The 16,109-nt window shown below is 61.0% G+C and carries 16 protein-coding genes and 1 pseudogene; 8 read left to right on the top strand and 9 right to left on the bottom strand.

The features are described 5' to 3' along the window. Positions 1 to 104: 104 nt before the first annotated feature. On the top strand, positions 105 to 884 hold the full coding sequence (locus ACP7E0_RS14925) for an ABC transporter substrate-binding protein (protein WP_426125808.1): 780 nt from the start codon (positions 105 to 107) through the stop codon (positions 882 to 884). Between the two features lie 75 nt (positions 885 to 959). Here ACP7E0_RS14925 and ACP7E0_RS14920 read toward each other — a convergent pair whose 3' ends face one another. Together ACP7E0_RS14920 and ACP7E0_RS14915 are read right to left on the bottom strand one after the other, a co-directional pair. Continuing rightward, entirely contained in the window at positions 960 to 1,394 is a 435-nt protein-coding gene (locus ACP7E0_RS14920; RefSeq protein ID WP_426125807.1) for a DUF1801 domain-containing protein, read from the bottom strand. A 44-nt stretch (positions 1,395 to 1,438) separates the two neighbouring features. Then, entirely contained in the window at positions 1,439 to 2,434 is a 996-nt protein-coding gene (locus ACP7E0_RS14915; RefSeq protein ID WP_426125806.1) for an MDR family oxidoreductase, read from the bottom strand. A gap of 377 nt (positions 2,435 to 2,811) precedes the next feature. Between ACP7E0_RS14915 and ACP7E0_RS14910 the strand changes: the two genes are divergently transcribed. Further along, the gene (locus ACP7E0_RS14910; RefSeq protein ID WP_274534236.1) at positions 2,812 to 2,934 is read left to right on the top strand and encodes a hypothetical protein; all 123 of its coding nucleotides are present in this window, start codon (positions 2,812 to 2,814) and stop codon (positions 2,932 to 2,934) included. On the opposite strand, the gene ACP7E0_RS14905 is transcribed toward ACP7E0_RS14910, so the two are convergent. Then, a complete protein-coding gene (locus ACP7E0_RS14905) occupies positions 2,931 to 4,343 on the bottom strand; it encodes a sensor histidine kinase (protein ID WP_426125804.1) in 1,413 nt (470 codons plus the stop codon). The two genes, ACP7E0_RS14910 and ACP7E0_RS14905, sit on opposite strands and share 4 nt — an antisense overlap. Continuing rightward, complete coding sequence (locus ACP7E0_RS14900; RefSeq protein ID WP_113313392.1) at positions 4,340 to 5,014, bottom strand: response regulator; 675 nt, start codon at positions 5,012 to 5,014, stop codon at positions 4,340 to 4,342. The genes ACP7E0_RS14905 and ACP7E0_RS14900 overlap by 4 nt, the downstream gene beginning before the upstream one ends. Positions 5,015 to 5,092: 78 nt before the next feature. Between ACP7E0_RS14900 and ACP7E0_RS14895 the strand changes: the two genes are divergently transcribed. The 5 genes from ACP7E0_RS14895 (at position 5,093) to ACP7E0_RS14875 (ending at position 9,721) form a co-directional block, all read left to right on the top strand. Continuing rightward, positions 5,093 to 6,160, top strand: coding sequence for an ABC transporter substrate-binding protein (locus ACP7E0_RS14895; RefSeq protein ID WP_426125865.1), 1,068 nt, complete (start codon positions 5,093 to 5,095; stop codon positions 6,158 to 6,160). 262 nt (positions 6,161 to 6,422) lie between these two features. Continuing rightward, positions 6,423 to 7,367, top strand: a complete 945-nt coding sequence (locus ACP7E0_RS14890) for a Bug family tripartite tricarboxylate transporter substrate binding protein (protein WP_426125803.1) — start codon at positions 6,423 to 6,425, stop codon at positions 7,365 to 7,367. Continuing rightward, on the top strand, positions 7,364 to 7,855 hold the full coding sequence (locus tag ACP7E0_RS14885; RefSeq protein ID WP_426125802.1) for a tripartite tricarboxylate transporter TctB family protein: 492 nt from the start codon (positions 7,364 to 7,366) through the stop codon (positions 7,853 to 7,855). The genes ACP7E0_RS14890 and ACP7E0_RS14885 overlap by 4 nt, the downstream gene beginning before the upstream one ends. 9 nt (positions 7,856 to 7,864) lie before the next feature. Continuing rightward, positions 7,865 to 9,382, top strand: a complete 1,518-nt coding sequence (locus ACP7E0_RS14880; RefSeq protein ID WP_426125801.1) for a tripartite tricarboxylate transporter permease — start codon at positions 7,865 to 7,867, stop codon at positions 9,380 to 9,382. A 171-nt stretch (positions 9,383 to 9,553) separates the two neighbouring features. Next, a complete protein-coding gene (locus tag ACP7E0_RS14875) occupies positions 9,554 to 9,721 on the top strand; it encodes a hypothetical protein (RefSeq protein WP_318414815.1) in 168 nt (55 codons plus the stop codon). A gap of 223 nt (positions 9,722 to 9,944) precedes the next feature. On the opposite strand, the gene ACP7E0_RS14870 is transcribed toward ACP7E0_RS14875, so the two are convergent. The 3 genes and pseudogenes from ACP7E0_RS14870 to ACP7E0_RS14860 form a co-directional block, all read right to left on the bottom strand. Further along, entirely contained in the window at positions 9,945 to 11,009 is a 1,065-nt protein-coding gene (locus ACP7E0_RS14870; RefSeq protein WP_426125800.1) for a DUF475 domain-containing protein, read from the bottom strand. Positions 11,010 to 11,266: 257 nt separating this feature from the next. After that, positions 11,267 to 11,566: a hypothetical protein gene (locus ACP7E0_RS14865; RefSeq protein ID WP_426125799.1), complete on the bottom strand. Its 300-nt coding sequence runs from the start codon at positions 11,564 to 11,566 to the stop codon at positions 11,267 to 11,269. Further along, positions 11,566 to 12,390 (bottom strand): annotated as a pseudogene (locus tag ACP7E0_RS14860) (molybdopterin dinucleotide binding domain-containing protein); the annotation flags it as partial. The gene ACP7E0_RS14865 and the pseudogene ACP7E0_RS14860, both read right to left, overlap by 1 nt. Positions 12,391 to 12,420: 30 nt before the next feature. Between ACP7E0_RS14860 and ACP7E0_RS14855 the strand changes: the two are divergent. Continuing rightward, positions 12,421 to 13,335 (top strand): DMT family transporter, encoded by a 915-nt coding sequence (locus ACP7E0_RS14855; RefSeq protein WP_426125798.1) that lies wholly within the window; start codon positions 12,421 to 12,423, stop codon positions 13,333 to 13,335. A gap of 6 nt (positions 13,336 to 13,341) precedes the next feature. Here ACP7E0_RS14855 and ACP7E0_RS14850 read toward each other — a convergent pair whose 3' ends face one another. Together ACP7E0_RS14850 and ACP7E0_RS14845 are read right to left on the bottom strand one after the other, a co-directional pair. Next, on the bottom strand, positions 13,342 to 14,253 hold the full coding sequence (locus ACP7E0_RS14850; protein WP_426125797.1) for an SMP-30/gluconolactonase/LRE family protein: 912 nt from the start codon (positions 14,251 to 14,253) through the stop codon (positions 13,342 to 13,344). A gap of 254 nt (positions 14,254 to 14,507) precedes the next feature. Beyond that, positions 14,508 to 16,109 (bottom strand): ABC transporter ATP-binding protein, encoded by a 1,602-nt coding sequence (locus ACP7E0_RS14845; protein WP_426125796.1) that lies wholly within the window; start codon positions 16,107 to 16,109, stop codon positions 14,508 to 14,510.

The following is a 16,109-nucleotide window of genomic DNA, read 5'->3' as shown; positions in this document are numbered from 1 at the left end:
GTTTATACCGGCTATTGTCTCTATCTATTTCGTTTATAGGCATTTCAGGCATAGAGTTTCCACCAAGCACCGGCAAACGGTGCGCTACAAGGGGAACTGAACGCATGAAAACACACATGATCGCATTGGCTCTGGCCTGTACCGCTGCCTTTTCCGTGACGCCTGCCAGTGCTGCCGAAAAGCTCAGAATCGGGACTGAAGGCGCCTATCCTCCCTTCAATTTCATCGATACCGCCGGAAAGATTGGTGGATTCGATGTCGAGATCGGCCTGGCACTGTGCGCCAAGATGCAGGTCGAATGCGAGGTCGTTGCGCAAGATTGGGATGGCATCATTCCCGGGTTGGTCGCCAAGAAATACGACATGATCATCGCCTCGATGTTCATCACCGACGAGCGCAGGAAGCAGGTTGCCTTCAGTGATCCCTATTATATGGCGGCCATGACCCATGTCGCGGCAAAGGGTGCCGGTATCACCGAATTCACCAACGAGGCGCTGAAGGGCAAGGTCATCGGGGCGCAGGCCGGCACGACACAGGCGGAATACATCGCCGCCGTCTATCCCGATGCGGAGATCAAGCTTTACCCGACGCAGGATGAGGCCAATCTCGACATGGCCAATGGCCGCCTCGACATGGAAGTCGGCGACATGCTGCCGATGCTCGATTGGGTCAACAAGAACAATGACGGCAAATGCTGCGAACTGATCGGCGAGCCGATCACCGACCGGAAATTCGTCGGCGACGGCGTTGGGATCGCCCTTCGCCAGGACGACAACGATCTTCGCGAAAAGCTGAACAAGGCGCTTGCCGATATTCGTGCAGACGGCACCTACAAGACGATCAACAATAAGTACTTCACCATCGACGTCTACACAATGAAGTAAGGCCCGAATCCGGCATTCCGGGTTACGGGAAAACATCGGCGTGATCGCGTCCTGCCACGCAAGTGGCGGGCGTTATCATGTCGGCTGGATTTTCCGTGTCGCCTTCTGCCGATGATACGTCAGCGCTGCGCCCAGGCAGAGCGCCAGCGGTTCCCGGGGCAAAAGGCCTGTGGCCGGAATGAGCAGCGCGCGCTGACCCTCGAAGGCAAAGTCATCGGCAAAGTGTGCACGAAAAGTTTGGATCAGCGTGGTCTGGCAGCTGACGAACACAGCGCAGTGATCAGGCGCCGACTTGGACACGCCCAGACGGAGGGTCGTGCCGCTTCTGCTAGCTTCGGTCAGATAGGCCGGTTCGCCCCATTTCAGCGTTTCGGTCAGCGGGCCGACGCCTTGGGTCTCTGCCGCCACAACAAGGATGAGATCACGGATCTGCAGCAGCCGTAGTCTGATCGGCTCGGGATACCGCTCGAGCGCTTCGGCGACGGCTTCGGGTACGGGCTGGCTGGTCATGACACGCTTCCTGGCTGCGCTGGACTTATCCCCTGAGCGCTGGCCTATTTCGTGACGTCGATAACGACGCGGCCACGGATTTTTCCAGCAACGATGTCTTCTGCAAGCTGCGGCAGACGCGACAGCGGCTCGACCGTCGTCATCGCCGCAAGGTGCTGGCGGTCGAGGCTTTCTGCCAGAATGGCCCAGGCCATGTCGCGTTCGGTGTGCGGTGCCGTCACCGAGTTGATGCCGAGCAATGCGACCCCGCGCAGGATGTGCGGCATGACTGTTGCAGGCAGATCGGCGCCGCCGGCGAGGCCACAGGCAGCAACCGCGCCGCTCTGGACAGTCTGCGCCAGAACGTTGGCGAGCGTGGTGGATCCGACGGAGTCGATGGTGCCTGCCCAGCGCTCCTTCTGAAGTGCTGCGCCCTTTGCGGCAAGTTCGGCCCGGTCGATGAAACCAGTCGCGCCGAGGGCCGACAGATAATCGTGGGTTTCCGGCCGGCCGGTGGATGCGGTGACCCTATAACCGCGCTTTGCCAGCAGCGTGATAGCGACAGAGCCGACGCCGCCGGCCGCACCAGTGACCAGGATTTCGCGCGCATCCGCTTTGATCTTGCCCCAGGCTTCCAGCGCTTCGATCGCAAGGGCGGCCGTGTAACCTGCGGTGCCGATCGCCATGCTCTCTTCAAGCGTGAACGCATCCGGCAGGCGCGTCAGCCATTCGGGTTTCAGGCGCTGGAACCGGGTGTAGCCACCCCATTCCATTTCCGACATGCCCCAGCCATTGACGACAACCTTGTCGCCGGTCTTCCAGTCCGGATTACGGGATTCGACGACGATGCCGGAAAGATCGACCCCGGCCACCATCGGCAGGCGGCGGGCGATGCGGCCCTTGCCGGAAACGGCAAGGCCATCCTTGTAATTCAGCGTCGAAAACATGACCTCGACCAGCACGTCGTGATCGGGCAGATCCGCAAGCGCCAAGTCCCGAAAGCCGGCCACCGGTTTGCCATCTCGGTCGTCGATCACGAGTGCCCTGAAATGTTCCGCCATGGTTTTCTCCCATCTGTTTGACGCAGCATGGCATGGGAAAAAACCAAAAGCCATTTCGACGAAAGACGCGAAAGCGACGCCGCTATTCCACAGGAGACGCGCGAAACCGGTTCTTTCGAGTCCTCAAAAGGCGCGAAGAAACCTGCCGACGGCGCTGTTTAATGGTTCGCAAGCAAACCATTGATTCATCAGGCAATTATCGGCGAAGGCGCAATTATATATTGAGTGGGTTTACTTGTAATATTATGTATTTCGCACGGACGAATTTCGAATGTATCTGCCATGCTTGCCGCGCAGGGCAGATTTGCTTTTCACCCTCTGGCGAAATACATGGCGGAGTGCTATCTCACCCTCGCAACAAACCAATGGAGCATACCATGTTTTCGCAGCGCAAGCTGTCGAGCCCGTCTGATCGCGGTTTTGTCCAGATGATCTGGAACGCGATCCTTCTCGTTCAGACCCGTGAAACGACCTCTCTCATGACAGGTCGCAACCGCTAGGCAGATGTAGCGGCCGGGCCAGCTATCGCGGCCGGGAATATTACCGAGGCTTTGAGCCCCCTGCCCTCCGGCCCTTCGCCCAGGTTAAGATGTCCGCCGAACAGTCCGGCGATTTCTTCGACGATCGGAAGACCCAAACCCATCCCCGGTGCTTGCCCGCGTCCGCCGCGGGCAAAACGCTGGCGCACGACCTGCCGGTTCTCCGGCGGGATACCGGGGCCGTTGTCTTCGACGTCGAGCCGGACGCCGTCTTTTTCCGTTTCGACCCGGACCGTGACCTCCGCCCCCTTGCCGGCATAGGCAATGGCGTTTTCAATCAGGTTGCGCAGCAGTTCGCCGATCAGCAGCGGTTCCGCCCGGATCAGCGCCTTGCCCTCGCCCTCAAAACCGAGATCGATGCCAGCCTCGCCGGCGCCGGGCACCCGGTCACCGGTGATCTGCTGTGCCAGCGCCATCAGGTCGATGATCTCGAGCGGCTGCGGCTCCTTCGAGCCGGCAGCGTCGATCTTTGCCATCAACAGCAATTGCGCCAGGATGCGTTCGGCATGGGCGACGGCCTCGTCACCCTTGCGGGCGGCGGCCTGCGCCTCCTCCAGCGTTGTGGCACGGGCCGACAGCGCCAGCTGGGTGCGGATGATCGCCAGCGGCGTGCGCAGCTGGTGGCTGGCATTGCCGGAGAAATGACGCAGCGCATCGAGTGCAGATTGCAGCCGCACCATGAAGGAATTGACCGTTTCAACCAGTCCCTCGACTTCGCTCGGCACCGATTGGTCGATCGGGTGCAGATCGTCAGGGCTGCGCTCGGCAATGGCATCGCCGAGGCGATAAAGCGGCCTCAGCGAAATTGTGACCGCGATCCAGACGATGATGGCAGCACCGGCGATCATCATCAGCAACCGGAATGCTGACCGCAAAAGGATCGCCTGCGTCAATTGCCGCCGGGCAATCGTCGTTTCTGCGACGGTGACGACGAAGGGAACGGAATTGATGCCGGTGGATGCCGACCGCTCCAGAGCTGCGACCCGGATCGGCTCGCCGCGAAACTGTGCATCGGTATAGACGGCCGATTGGCCATTGAGATCGGCGACTGATGGCAGGTTCTGGTAGCCAGTGATGAATTGGCCGGGTGGCCCGTCGACCCGGTAGAAGACGCGGTCCTGCGCTGCCGAGGTCAGCATTTCCAATGCCACATAGGGGATATCGACTTCCAGCGAACCGTCTTCGGCGACCACGACCCTTTCGGCAATCGCCAGTGCCGAACCGGCAAGCACCCGGTCGGAGACGATGTTCGCGGTCTTCACTGCCTCGCGATAGGTGTCGATCAGGGCAAGTGCTCCGATGACGACGGTCGAGATCAGCAGCCAGGCCAAAAGCCCCCGGCGCAGCGAATAGGCACGCCGTGCCATCATGCGTCCGCCATCTTGTCGAGATAATAGCCGATACCGCGCGCGGTACGCACCGTCAGCCCATGCGGCGCCAGGCGCTTGCGCAACCGGCTGACATATTGCTCGATGGCATTGGCGCTGAGATCGTCATCGAAAGCCGTCAGCGACTGGATGATCGCCTCCTTGGCGACCACCTTGCCTGCGCGCATGAACAGGATTTCCAAAAGGCCGAGTTCCCTTGCGGGAATATCGACCGTGATGCCATCGGCTGAAAAGGTGCGCGAATTGAGATCGAGCGAGATCTTTCCATAGCTGACAAGCGAAGAGCGCAGGCCGGCCTGCCGGCGCAGCAGAACGCGGACGCGGGCCTCGAACTCGCTGATGTCGAACGGCTTGATCATGTAGTCGTCGGCGCCGAGGTCGAGCCCCTTGATCTTTTCTTCCTGCGTGCCGCGCGCCGTCAGGATCAGCACCGCCGCCTTGTTCTGCCGTGCGCGCATCGAGCGCAAGACGTCGAGGCCATCCATTTCCGGCAGGTTGAGATCGAGGATGACGAGGTCGAAGGTTTCCGTAGCGGTGACCGCATTGGCCGAGGCGCCGTCGTGGACGACATCCACGGCATAGCCGCTGCCGCGCAGGATCGCGACAAGTCCTTCCGAAAGCGCCGTATTGTCCTCGACCAGTAGTATTCTCAAATGTGCTGTCTCCTTGCAGCCACTGTATCGGGCGTGCTGGCGCTTGTGAACGGGCCGATGCTGCGGCAATATCGTTTTATGCGTTTCCTTTCCCTTCTCTGTCTTCTCTGTGGATTTTCAACGACGGCCGCTGCCCAGCTGACGCTGTTTCCGGCGCGTTCGGGCGATGCGGCGGCTCCGACCGTCATTGTCTATTCCTCGCTCGACGAGCCCCTGGCGCGGCCGATGATCATCGGTTTCCAGACCGCCAATCCGGATGTGGCGGTGCGCTACGAGGATATGCTGACCGGCGAGATCTACGACCGGATTGTCAAGGAGACCGATGCCGGCGAAAAGACCGCGGATTTCGCCTTTTCCTCGGCGATGGACCTGCAGGTGAAGCTGAGCAACGACGGCTACGCCCAGCGCAGCGACATGCCGATGAGCGGCCGCTGGCCGGCCTGGGCCAATTGGCGCAACACGGCCTATGCGCTGACCTTCGAGCCGGCGGTGTTCGTCTATCACAAGCCGAGTTTCACCCGGGAAAAGCCGCCATCGACGCGAGCGGAGTTCGTCGATTATCTCAAGCGCCAAGGCAGCGCCGTGTTCGGCAAGATCGGCACCTACGATATCGAGCGATCCGGCGTCGGTTTCCTGTTCATGGCGCGCGATCAGGAGCAGTTCGGCGACATCTGGTCGGTGATCCAGGCCATGGGGGCTGCTGGGGTCAAGCTCTATTCCACCAGTTCGGCCATCCTTGAGCGCGTCTCGGACGGCCGCTTCGTGCTTGGCTATAATATTCTCGGCTCCTATGCCGCCGATTGGGCATCGCGGCATCCGGATGTCGGCATCGTGCTGCCGCGGGACTATACCGTTGTCATGTCCCGCATCGGGCTGGTGCCGCAGGCGGCGGCAACCCCGGATCTCGGCCGCCGCTATCTGGAATTCTTCATGTCGAAGGAGGGGCAGACGATCATGGCGCGCGAATTGCAGATCCCTGCCGTCAGCCCAGATGTGGCTGGGGTCAACACCGCCAACACGATGCGCGAGATGCTCGGCGGTCAATTGAAGCCGGTTCCGGTCAGCCCCGGACTGATGGTCTATCTCGATCAGGTCAAGCGGGCGCGGCTGATTGCCCGCTGGAACGAAGTTTTACGGCTGCAGTAGACGAAAACCAAAAATTAAGGGACATTAACAGCGCAAGGCCCCGCCCGATGTCAGGTAAATGTCAGCTTCATATGGTGCCTTGCAGTTCTTCATTATCCGTGGAGGCGGATGATCGAGGCGTATGGGAGGAGTTTCACCAGACCCGGCGTACCGGCGTGCCTCAAAGGCCGCTGCAGCTGATCGACAGTGAGCCGTCCCCCGTCCGCAAAGATGAACAATGTGCGCGCCAACTGAACGAGCGCGCCTGACGGAGGACTACCCTTTGAAACAGTTTTTTCTGGCATCCATTCTCGCTGGCGCTCTTGCCCTGCCGGCTGTTGCCGCTGACTACACCATCATCGCCCCAGCCAATCCGGGCGGCGGCTGGGACCAGACGGCCCGCTCGATCCAGTCGGTCATGCAAGCCGAAGGCATTTCCGGCAACGTTCAGGTTCAGAACGTACCGGGCGCCGGCGGCACGATCGGCCTCGCCCAGTTCGCCAGCCAGTCGTCTGGCAACGCCAATGCCCTGATCGTCGGCGGCTACGTCATGGTCGGCGCCATTCTCACCAACAAGTCGCCAGTGACGCTCAATGATGTCACCCCGATCGCGCGCCTGACCGGCGAATACGAAGCGATCGTCGTTCCGGCGGATTCGCCGCTAAAGACCATGGGTGATCTCGTCGAAGCGCTGAAGAAAGATCCGGGCGCAGTCTCCTGGGGCGGCGGTTCGGCGGGCGGTACGGACCATATCGCAGTCGGCCTGATTGCCAAGGCAGCCGGCGTTGACCCGACCAAGATCAACTACATCGCGTTTTCCGGCGGCGGCGAAGCCCTTGCGGCCATTCTCGGCAGCCAGGTAACGGCCGGCATTTCTGGCTACGGCGAATTCGAATCGCAGATCAAGGCCGGCACGCTTCGCCTGCTTGCCATGTCGAGCCCAGAGCGCCTGCCCGGCATCGACGCCCCGACCATCAAGGAAGGTGGACTCGATGTCGTGGTTCAGAACTGGCGCATGGTTGCTGCTGCTCCTGGCCTGACCGACGAGCAGAAGGCTGCTGTTTCGGCTGACGTCGAAAAGCTTGCCAAGTCGGCCGGCTGGCAGGAAACCTTGAAGACCAAGGGCTGGACGGATACCTACCTTGCTGGCGACGCCTTCAAGGAACAGTTGGCCAAGGACGTTTCGGCAACCGAAACCATCCTCAAGGACATTGGTCTGGTTAAATGAGCAAGGGCAACACCCCTTCGACGCAGACACGCCGCCCTGATAGGGCGGCGCTTGTCATTGCCGTCTTCCTGGCTGGTCTGGCCGGCCTGATCTTCTGGGATACGTCGCAGCTTGCCAAGATCACCAGCTATTCCGGTATCGGCCCGGCGACCATTCCCTTCGTGATCGCCAGCGTGCTTCTGCTTTTGGCTGCCTGGACGGTATTCGAGGCCCTGCGCGGAGATTTTCCGGCGCGCGAGCGTCAGGAATTCGGCCCGGTTATCTGGATCATCGGCGGTCTCGCTGCGCAGATGCTGACGCTGAAGCCGCTGGGCTTTTCTATCGCCACCGGCCTTTTGTTCGCCGCAACTGCAGCTGGGTTCGGAAAGCGGAAGCTCTGGTTCACGATCCCGATCGGCATTGTGCTCTGTCTTGGCGTCTGGCTGGTCTTTGCCGGGTTGCTGCAGCTCTCGTTGCCTGCCGGTCCGCTCGAACACCTGTTTTGGTAAGGCACTGACATGACCACATTCGATTTCCTGATGCAGGGCATGCTCGTCGCCGCCCAGCCGATGAATCTATTCTACGCATTGATCGGCGTGACGCTTGGGACTGCCGTCGGCGTCTTGCCGGGCATCGGCCCGGCCCTGACCGTGGCGCTGCTGCTGCCGGTGACCTACCGGCTGGATCCGGGCGGTTCGCTGATCATGTTCGCCGGCATTTATTACGGCGGCATGTATGGCGGTTCGACGACCTCAATCCTTCTCAACACACCCGGCGAAAGCGCCTCGATCGTCACGGCACTTGAGGGCAACAAGATGGCCCGCAAGGGGCGCGGTGGGCCAGCACTGGCAACGGCCGCCATCGGCTCGTTCGTCGCAGGCCTGATCGCGACGCTTGGCCTTGCCTTCATCGCTCCGTTCGTCGTCAAGCTGGCGCTTGTTTTCGGTCCGCGTGAATACTTCGCTCTGATGGTTCTCGCCTTCGTCACCGTGTCTTCGGCCTTCGGCGATTCGACGCTGCGCGGTCTGACCTCGCTGTTCATCGGCTTTGCACTCGCCATCATCGGCATCGACCAGCTGACCGGCCAGGCCCGCATGAGCTTCGGCGTTCCCGACCTTCTCGACGGCATCGAAGTGACGACGCTGGCCGTCGCGATGTTTGCCATCGGTGAATCGCTTTATATCGCCGCTCAGGGCAATCAGGGGCCAGACAAGATCGAGGCGGTCAAGGGTTCTGTCTGGATGACCGGTCAGGACTGGGCTCGCTCATGGAAGGCATGGCTGCGTGGAACGGCAATCGGCTTCCCGATCGGCGCGATGCCGGCCGGCGGCGCCGAAATCGGCACGTTCCTCTCTTATGCAACTGAAAAGCGGCTGTCCAAGCATCCGGAAGAATTCGGCCATGGCGCCATCGAAGGCGTAGCCGGGCCGGAAGCGGCCAACAATGCCTCGGCGGCCGGAACACTGGTGCCCCTGCTGACGCTTGGCCTGCCGACCACTGCGACTGCTGCGATCATGCTGGCCGGATTCCAGCAATACGGCCTGCAGCCCGGTCCGCTGTTGTTTGCCACCAATCCGCAGCTCGTCTGGGGCCTGATTGCATCCCTGCTGATCGCCAACTTCATGCTGCTGGTTCTCAACCTGCCGCTGGTCGGCCTGTGGGTGAAGCTCCTGACGATCCCGAAGCCGTGGCTCTATGCCGGTATCCTGTTGTTTGCGACGCTCGGCACCATCGGCGCCAATCCGTCGGTGTTCGAACTCGGCATGCTTCTGGCGTTCGGTGTTCTCGGCTACGGCATGCGCATCTTTGGTTATCCGATCGCGCCTGTCGTCGTCGGCCTGATCCTCGGACCATTGGCCGAGCAGCAGCTCCGCCGTGCGCTGGCGATCAGCCAGGGCGATGTGACGGTGCTTTTCACCTCCCCGGTCGCAGCCGTGCTGCTGGTGATTGCTGCTGCGGCGCTGATCGTACCGTTGATCCTGCGGGCACGCGGCCGTGGCCAGGTGCTTTCGCAGCTTGCTGCCAACGAAGACTGACGGTTCCTCCCAAGGTCGTCACAGCAAGGGCCCGGTTGACTGATGTTAACCGGGCCCTTGCTATTTGCATGGCTGGGATGAATTCCTGTGCATTGTAAACGGAGGTTGCAGACCGCATATTCATCTCGTCAACAAGACACAACAACAACTTAGGAAAGTGAGTTAAAAGAGATGAGTGCCCGTAAATCTGCCCGAGGCTTTTTCGGTAATGCCATTGCCATCTTTGGCGCGGCCACGGCCGCTGCCGCAGCAGTAGAGGGCAACCGCCGTCCGCTGGACCGCGACCTCTATACGCTCGGTATCAACCCGGCGAACTTCCATTCCGTCAAGCGCGGCTAATTCAACCGCTGCATGAAATCTGAAAAACCCGCCAGGCAACTGGCGGTTTTTTTGCGTTTCAGGGCCACGATTGCTTCAACGGGAATGCCGACGAGGCGGTTGAATCGCCGGCGATGTCAAGCGCGAGAAGTTTCGGGGTTCGAATGATGCAAGCATGCAGACATGAAAATGCCGCCCGCTTGTGGCGGACGGCAATTGTTTTTACGCGGAGTGTTCTTGTTATTTAGTGCGCGCCGCTCAGTTGTTCGCGACGGTTGTGCTTGATGGACGACCAGAGCGAGATGCCGATCAGTGCCGCACCGCCGAGGCCGGTAATGACTTCCGGGATATGGAAGAGCGTCTGGACATACATGATCACCGACAGGATAAGGATTGCGTAGAAGGCGCCGTGTTCCAGGTAGCGGTATTCGGCAAGCGTACCCTTTTCCACCAGCATGATGGTCATCGAGCGCACATACATGGCGCCGATGCCAAGGCCGATGGCAATGACGAAGAGGTTCTGCGTCAAGGCGAAGGCGCCGATGACGCCATCGAAGGAGAAGCTGGCGTCCAGCACTTCGAGATAGATGAAGGCGCCGAGACCACCCTTTGCCGCCGCGTTCATCGTCTGCTGCGACGCATCGAGCAGGCCGCCGACAACTTCGACTGCAAGGAAGGTCAAGAGGCCGTAGATGGCGCAATAGACGAATGTGGTTGATTCTTCGCCTTCAAGCAGCGACGAGAAGATCAGGATCACAGCCAATACGAAGGCGATCTCAACGCCCTTGATCGAGGCGAACCGGGACATGTTGCGTTCCAGCACCTGGATCCAGTGCACGTCCTTCTCATGATCGAAGAAAAATTTCAGGCCGACCATCATCAGGAAGGTACCACCGAACGCGGCGATCGGCAGATGCGCCTCGTTCATAATGCGGGCATATTCTTCCGGACGTGCGGCAGCCAGAACCAGCGCTTCGATCGGTCCGATCTTTGCGGCGATGACGACGATGAGCAGCGGAAAGACGATCCGCATGCCGAAAACGGCGATGAGGATGCCCCAGGTCAGGAACCGTTGTTGCCAGACCGGCGTCATTTCCTTGAGCTTGTTGGCGTTGACGATGGCGTTGTCGAAGGAGAGCGAGATTTCCAGCACGGCGAGAACCGTACAGATGAAGAAGACCGTGGCCATGCCACCGATCGTTCCCGTGGTCGTCCAGCCGAGCCAGGCGCCGAGTGCAAGACCGACGGCGGTGACGATGAAGGACCATTTGAAATAGCTAAGCGTCGAAGTCTGGGGAGCTGTGGTCATGGCCGCACCTCCGACCCGATGAGGCCGAGAGCTGAATAGTTGGAAAAATCCCACATGCCCTGAACGGCATGCGAAGAACGCATGATATGGAGTGTCATTTGCTTACAATCCGCCGGCTTATTTGCGGGGTAATACCGACATCACGAGAGCGCCGTAAATTCTCGCCAGAGGGGCCCGGTATCAGGTTTGCTCAGCAGGCGTGTTGAAATGCCCTGCGCTGCGGAGTCCATGATTACTTAGCAAGCCTTTGGCCAAGGTCAAGGGAGTGGGCGGCAAAGTGGCTCGCCTTTTACCGTAAGTTTGAAATGCGTTCGCTGCGTGCGGGCATCCCGGCGGGTGATTTCGATCGGTGCATCCGGCCCGGCGATCTGGTTGATCTCGCGCAGAACAAGAGCATGGGCGATGCCGAACAGCTTTGCGAAGCTGCGGCTATCGGAGGCGATCCCTTGGCTAACGGCGGCAACGATGCCTGCCGCCAACGGCGAAAGCGCCGGGTCCCGCGCGCGGATCGCCTCGACGCGGGCGAGAAAGTCCACCTCGGATGGGTGTTCCGACATCAGGCGGCTTTTGCCGCCATGTCCTTGGTACGGAAGGAGACGAGGACCGATTTCGATGTTGGCGTATCGCTCTGGTCGCCAGCACTTGATAGCGGCACAAGGACGTTGAGTTCGGGATAATAGCCGGCAACGCAGCCGCGCGGGATGTCGTAGGGCACCAGCCGGAAATCGCTGGCGATGCGGGAAACGCCGTCGTCATACGGGCCGATAACGTCGACCCTGTCGCCGGCTTCTGCGCCGAGTTCAGCTAGATCGGCGGGGTTGATGAAGACGACGCTGCGTTCGCCGTAGACACCGCGATAGCGATCGTCCATGCCGTAGATGGTGGTGTTGTACTGGTCGTGCGAGCGGAAAGTCTGGAGCACGAAGACGCCGTCCTGGCCCCGGGCAACCTGATGCTCGACGGCTGTGGGCAGCGGGCCGGTCCAGAAGGTGGCGCGGCCACCCGGCGTCTCCCATTCGCGATGGGAAGCGGCATTGCGCAAGTGGAAGCCGCGTGGCTTGCGGACGCGCGTGTTGTAGTCTTCGAAGCCGGGAATGAGATTGGCGATATGGTCACGGATCAGATCGTAATCGTCGGCGAGCGCCGCCCAATCGACCTTGGCCGAGCCGACGGTCGCAGCAGCGATACCGGCGATGATGGCGACTTCGGAACGCAGTTCGGGTGAAGCCGGTTTGTTGATGCCGCCGGAGCCGTGCACCATGCTCATGGAATCCTCGACGGTAACGATCTGGCTGACGCCCTTCGAGTTGCGGTCGATCTCGGTGCGGCCAAGGCACGGCAGGATGAATTCGCGACTGGATCGCCCGGCTGGAATGTGCGACTGGCACGCATCTTTGCCGGAAACGATGCCATGACAGTCGAAACAGTCCCCCTCGCCCACTCACCCAATGCCGCCCGCACAGGGGTGCTGATTATGCTGCTCGGCATGTTGATGTTTTCGCTCAACGACGTCATGGGGAAATGGCTGGTCTCGACCTATTCAGTTCCCCAGTTGATGACGATACGCAGCATCGCGGCGCTGGTCGTGCTGACGCCGTTTTTCATCAAGCGCGGCTGGCGCAGCCTGATCCAGGTCGATCGGCCATGGCTGCATGCGCTGCGCTCGCTGCTGTTCGCCGTCGATGCGTCGGCCTTCTATTATGCCGTCGCCTATATGCCGCTCGCCGACGCGATGACCTATTGGCTGGCAGCGCCAATCTATGTCGCGGCGGCCTCGCCGTTCCTTCTGGGCGAGAAAGTCGGCTGGCGGCGGTGGACGGCGATCTTGATCGGCTTTGCCGGGGTGATTGTCGCGCTGGAGCCATCCGCCAAGAGCTTTTCGCTGCCGGCGCTGATTGCGCTGGTCGGCAGCGCCGCCTTTGCCTTCGCCCTGCTTCTCGGACGGACCTTGCGCTCGACGCCGGATACGACGCTGATCTTCTGGCAGCTGAGCGGCGCGCTGATCTTTTCGTTGGTCGGCGTCGGTGCCAATACCGCCGGCTGGGCACCGATGGATATGCAGGCGCTCTTTGCGTTATGCCTGCTGGGCATCGTCGCCATGCTTGCGCATATTCTCGTCAGCCGCTCGCTCAAGCTTGCGGATGCGGCAACGGTCGTGCCGCTGCAATATACGCTTCTTTTCTGGGCGGTGGTGTTCGGCTGGATGTTCTTCGGCGATACGCCGCGCTGGACCGTGGTCGTCGGCGCAGCGCTGATCATCGCCTCCGGCCTGTTCATCTTTTTCCGCGAGCAGCAGCTGAAGCACCGGAGCGAGATCAAGGAATAGCAGCAGTTACGGCCGCTGAACGCCGGTCGCCGTCACATAGATCGAATAGACCGACTGCGTCGCGGTGATGAACAGCCGGTTGCGGCGCGGGCCGCCGAAGGTGAGGTTGGAGACGCCCTGCGGGATGCGGATCTTGCCGAGAAGCGTGCCATCCGGGGCAAAACAATGTACCGCATGGCCGCCGCTGGTCCAGAGGTTGCCGTTGGTATCGAGGCGAAATCCGTCCGGGCGGCCTTCATCGAGATGGCAGAAGACACCGGAATTGGTCAGGCGCGTGCCTTCCACATCGTAGACCCGGATATGGGCCGGTGCCGTATCGTCCGGATTGGTGCCGCTGTCGGCGACGTAGAGCTTGGTTTCACCCGGCGAGAAGGCAAGGCCGTTCGGCTGGAGAAAATCGCTGGCGGCCGCCGTCAGTGCGCCTGTCACCGGATCGAGCCGGTAGATGCTGCGCTTGTCCTGCTCGGGAGCGGACTTGTAACCCTCATAGTCCGACAGGATGCCGTAGGTCGGATCGCTGAACCAGATGCTGCCATCGGAGCGCACGACGACGTCGTTGGGCGAATTCAACCGCTTGCCTTCAAAGCTGTCGGCAAGCACCGTGATCGAACCATCGGCCTCGGTGCGGGTGACACGGCGGGTGCCGTGCTCGCAGGAGACCAGCCGCCCCTGCCGGTCGCGCGTGTGGCCATTGGCAAAATTCGAGGGATAACGATAGACCGAGACGCCGCCATCCGGCACCCAGCGCAGCATGCGCTGGTTGGGGATATCGCTCCACAACAACTGCTGCGCGTCATCGAACCAGACCGGCCCTTCGGCCCAGCGGCAGCCGGAATACAGTTCCTCAAGGATAGCGCTGCCGACAATCAGCGAGCGAAAGCGAGGATCGTGAATCTCGTAAAGCGATGGGCTGGTCACGATCGTGCTCCGGCTATGCTGTTTGCTCGGCGCTTGCGCGTCCGGCTTTGTGGGAGAATATCGTATAAATGTCGGAACCGAAATTGGTTGGTGGAGAAAATTATCCCGCGTTTCATGGCTTAGGGATCGGTGCGCCGCCCATTTTTTCGATACACGACCGTTTCCAATTCCTGGTTGGCTTTGCCCCTCACCCTAGCCCTCTCCCCGCAAGCGAGGCGAGGGCTAGGGTGAGGGGCAGCATGTGGTGGCCACGTTCACGCCGTGAATGCAGCGCTCATCAAGGTCTGGGTATAGTTTTCGCGCGGCGCTTCGAAGATCGCGTCGGTATCGCCTTCCTCGACGATCTTGCCGTTCTTCATGACCACCACATAGTCCGACATCGCCTTGATCACCGAGAGATCGTGGCTGATGAAGATGTAGGAGAGCCCATGCGCCTTCTGCAGATCGCGCAGAAGGTCAATGACCTGTCCCTGTACCGAGCGATCGAGCGCCGAGGTCGGCTCATCGAGAATGACGACCTTTGGCTTCAGGATGATAGCGCGGGCGATGGCGATGCGCTGGCGCTGGCCGCCGGAGAACTCGTGCGGATAGCGGTTGCGGGCCGCCGGATCGAGACGAACTTCCTTGAGCGCCTCGATGGCCCGTTTGTCGCGGTCAGCCCGGCTGAGCTGCGGCTCGTGAACATAGAGCCCCTCGGTGATGATTTCCCCGACCGTCTGGCGCGGCGACAGGGAACCGTAGGGATCCTGGAAGACTAGCTGTAATTGCCGGCGCAGCGGCCGCATGGCCGAGCGGCCGAATTCAGAAATATTGGTCGTTCCGAACTGATAGCGGCCGGAGCTTGGTACCAGCCGCAGAAGGGCGCGCCCGAGCGTCGATTTGCCTGAACCCGATTCGCCGACGATGCCGATGGTCTGGCCTTCCCTCAGCCGGATAGTGACGCCATCGACGGCGCGGAAGACACCGGCCGAACTGCCGAACAGACCGCCGCCGGTGGCATAATCGACGGCGATATTCTTGCCTTCGAGAATGACCGGTGCTGTCTCGCCGGGTGAAGCCTTGCGGCCATGCGGCTCGGCTGCGAGCAGCATCTTAGTGTAATCGGCCTGCGGGCGTTCGAAGATATCGGCCGTCGTTCCGGTTTCCACCACCTCGCCGCGGCGCATGACCGCAACCCGGCTGGCAAAATGCTTGACGATGCCGAGATCGTGGGTGATGAGCACCACCGCCATGCCGAACTTCGCCTGCAGCGAATTGAGTAGGTCGAGGATCTGCGCCTGGATGGTCACGTCGAGCGCTGTCGTCGGTTCGTCGGCGATCAGGATGTCGGGATCGTTGGCGAGCGCCATGGCGATCATGACGCGCTGGCGCTGGCCGCCAGACATTTCGTGCGGATAGCTGTCGATGCGGCGCTTGGCGTCGGGAATGCCGACCAGTTCAAGCAGTTCCAGCACGCGGGCTCTCGCCTGTTTGAACGTGCCGCCGCGATGGTGGACGATCGGTTCGGCGATCTGCCGGCCGATCGTGTAGAGCGGATCGAGCGAGGTCATCGGCTCCTGGAAGATCATGGTGATCTTGGCGCCGCGCACCTTGTTGAGCGCCTTCAACGGCAGGCCGACCAGTTCCTCGCCGCGATACTTTGCCGAGCCGGTGACCTGGCCGTTGCCGGCCAGCAGGCCCATGATGCCCATCATCGTCTGGCTCTTGCCGGAGCCGCTCTCGCCCACCACGGCAAGTGTTTCGCCGGCCTTGATGTCGAGATCGATGCCCTTGACCGCCTGCACGTCGCCATCCGGCGTCGTGAACGTGACCTTGAGGTCGCGGACCGCAAGAATTGTTTCCTGTTTATCATTCAT

It is taken from the genome of Pararhizobium sp. PWRC1-1 (genome assembly GCF_049897905.1).
GTDB lineage: Bacteria > Pseudomonadota > Alphaproteobacteria > Rhizobiales > Rhizobiaceae > Pararhizobium.
The sequence above is the reverse complement of the archived record's forward strand: the minus strand, read 5'-3'. Positions and strand labels throughout refer to the sequence as shown.

What these genes read in the sequence shown, in the direction of transcription:
- ACP7E0_RS14855 (WP_426125798.1), top strand. Translation starts at nt 12,421, where the DNA reads ATGACAGTCGAAACAGTCCCCCTCGCCCACTCACCCAATGCCGCCCGC.
- ACP7E0_RS14905 (WP_426125804.1), bottom strand. Translation starts at nt 4,343, where the DNA reads ATGATGGCACGGCGTGCCTATTCGCTGCGCCGGGGGCTTTTGGCCTGG.
- ACP7E0_RS14845 (WP_426125796.1), bottom strand. Translation starts at nt 16,109, where the DNA reads ATGAATGATAAACAGGAAACAATTCTTGCGGTCCGCGACCTCAAGGTC.
- ACP7E0_RS14895 (WP_426125865.1), top strand. Translation starts at nt 5,093, where the DNA reads ATGCGTTTCCTTTCCCTTCTCTGTCTTCTCTGTGGATTTTCAACGACG.
- ACP7E0_RS14875 (WP_318414815.1), top strand. Translation starts at nt 9,554, where the DNA reads ATGAGTGCCCGTAAATCTGCCCGAGGCTTTTTCGGTAATGCCATTGCC.
- ACP7E0_RS14865 (WP_426125799.1), bottom strand. Translation starts at nt 11,566, where the DNA reads ATGTCGGAACACCCATCCGAGGTGGACTTTCTCGCCCGCGTCGAGGCG.
- ACP7E0_RS14915 (WP_426125806.1), bottom strand. Translation starts at nt 2,434, where the DNA reads ATGGCGGAACATTTCAGGGCACTCGTGATCGACGACCGAGATGGCAAA.
- ACP7E0_RS14910 (WP_274534236.1), top strand. Translation starts at nt 2,812, where the DNA reads ATGTTTTCGCAGCGCAAGCTGTCGAGCCCGTCTGATCGCGGTTTTGTC.
- ACP7E0_RS14920 (WP_426125807.1), bottom strand. Translation starts at nt 1,394, where the DNA reads ATGACCAGCCAGCCCGTACCCGAAGCCGTCGCCGAAGCGCTCGAGCGG.
- ACP7E0_RS14870 (WP_426125800.1), bottom strand. Translation starts at nt 11,009, where the DNA reads ATGACCACAGCTCCCCAGACTTCGACGCTTAGCTATTTCAAATGGTCC.
- ACP7E0_RS14885 (WP_426125802.1), top strand. Translation starts at nt 7,364, where the DNA reads ATGAGCAAGGGCAACACCCCTTCGACGCAGACACGCCGCCCTGATAGG.
- ACP7E0_RS14880 (WP_426125801.1), top strand. Translation starts at nt 7,865, where the DNA reads ATGACCACATTCGATTTCCTGATGCAGGGCATGCTCGTCGCCGCCCAG.
- ACP7E0_RS14925 (WP_426125808.1), top strand. Translation starts at nt 105, where the DNA reads ATGAAAACACACATGATCGCATTGGCTCTGGCCTGTACCGCTGCCTTT.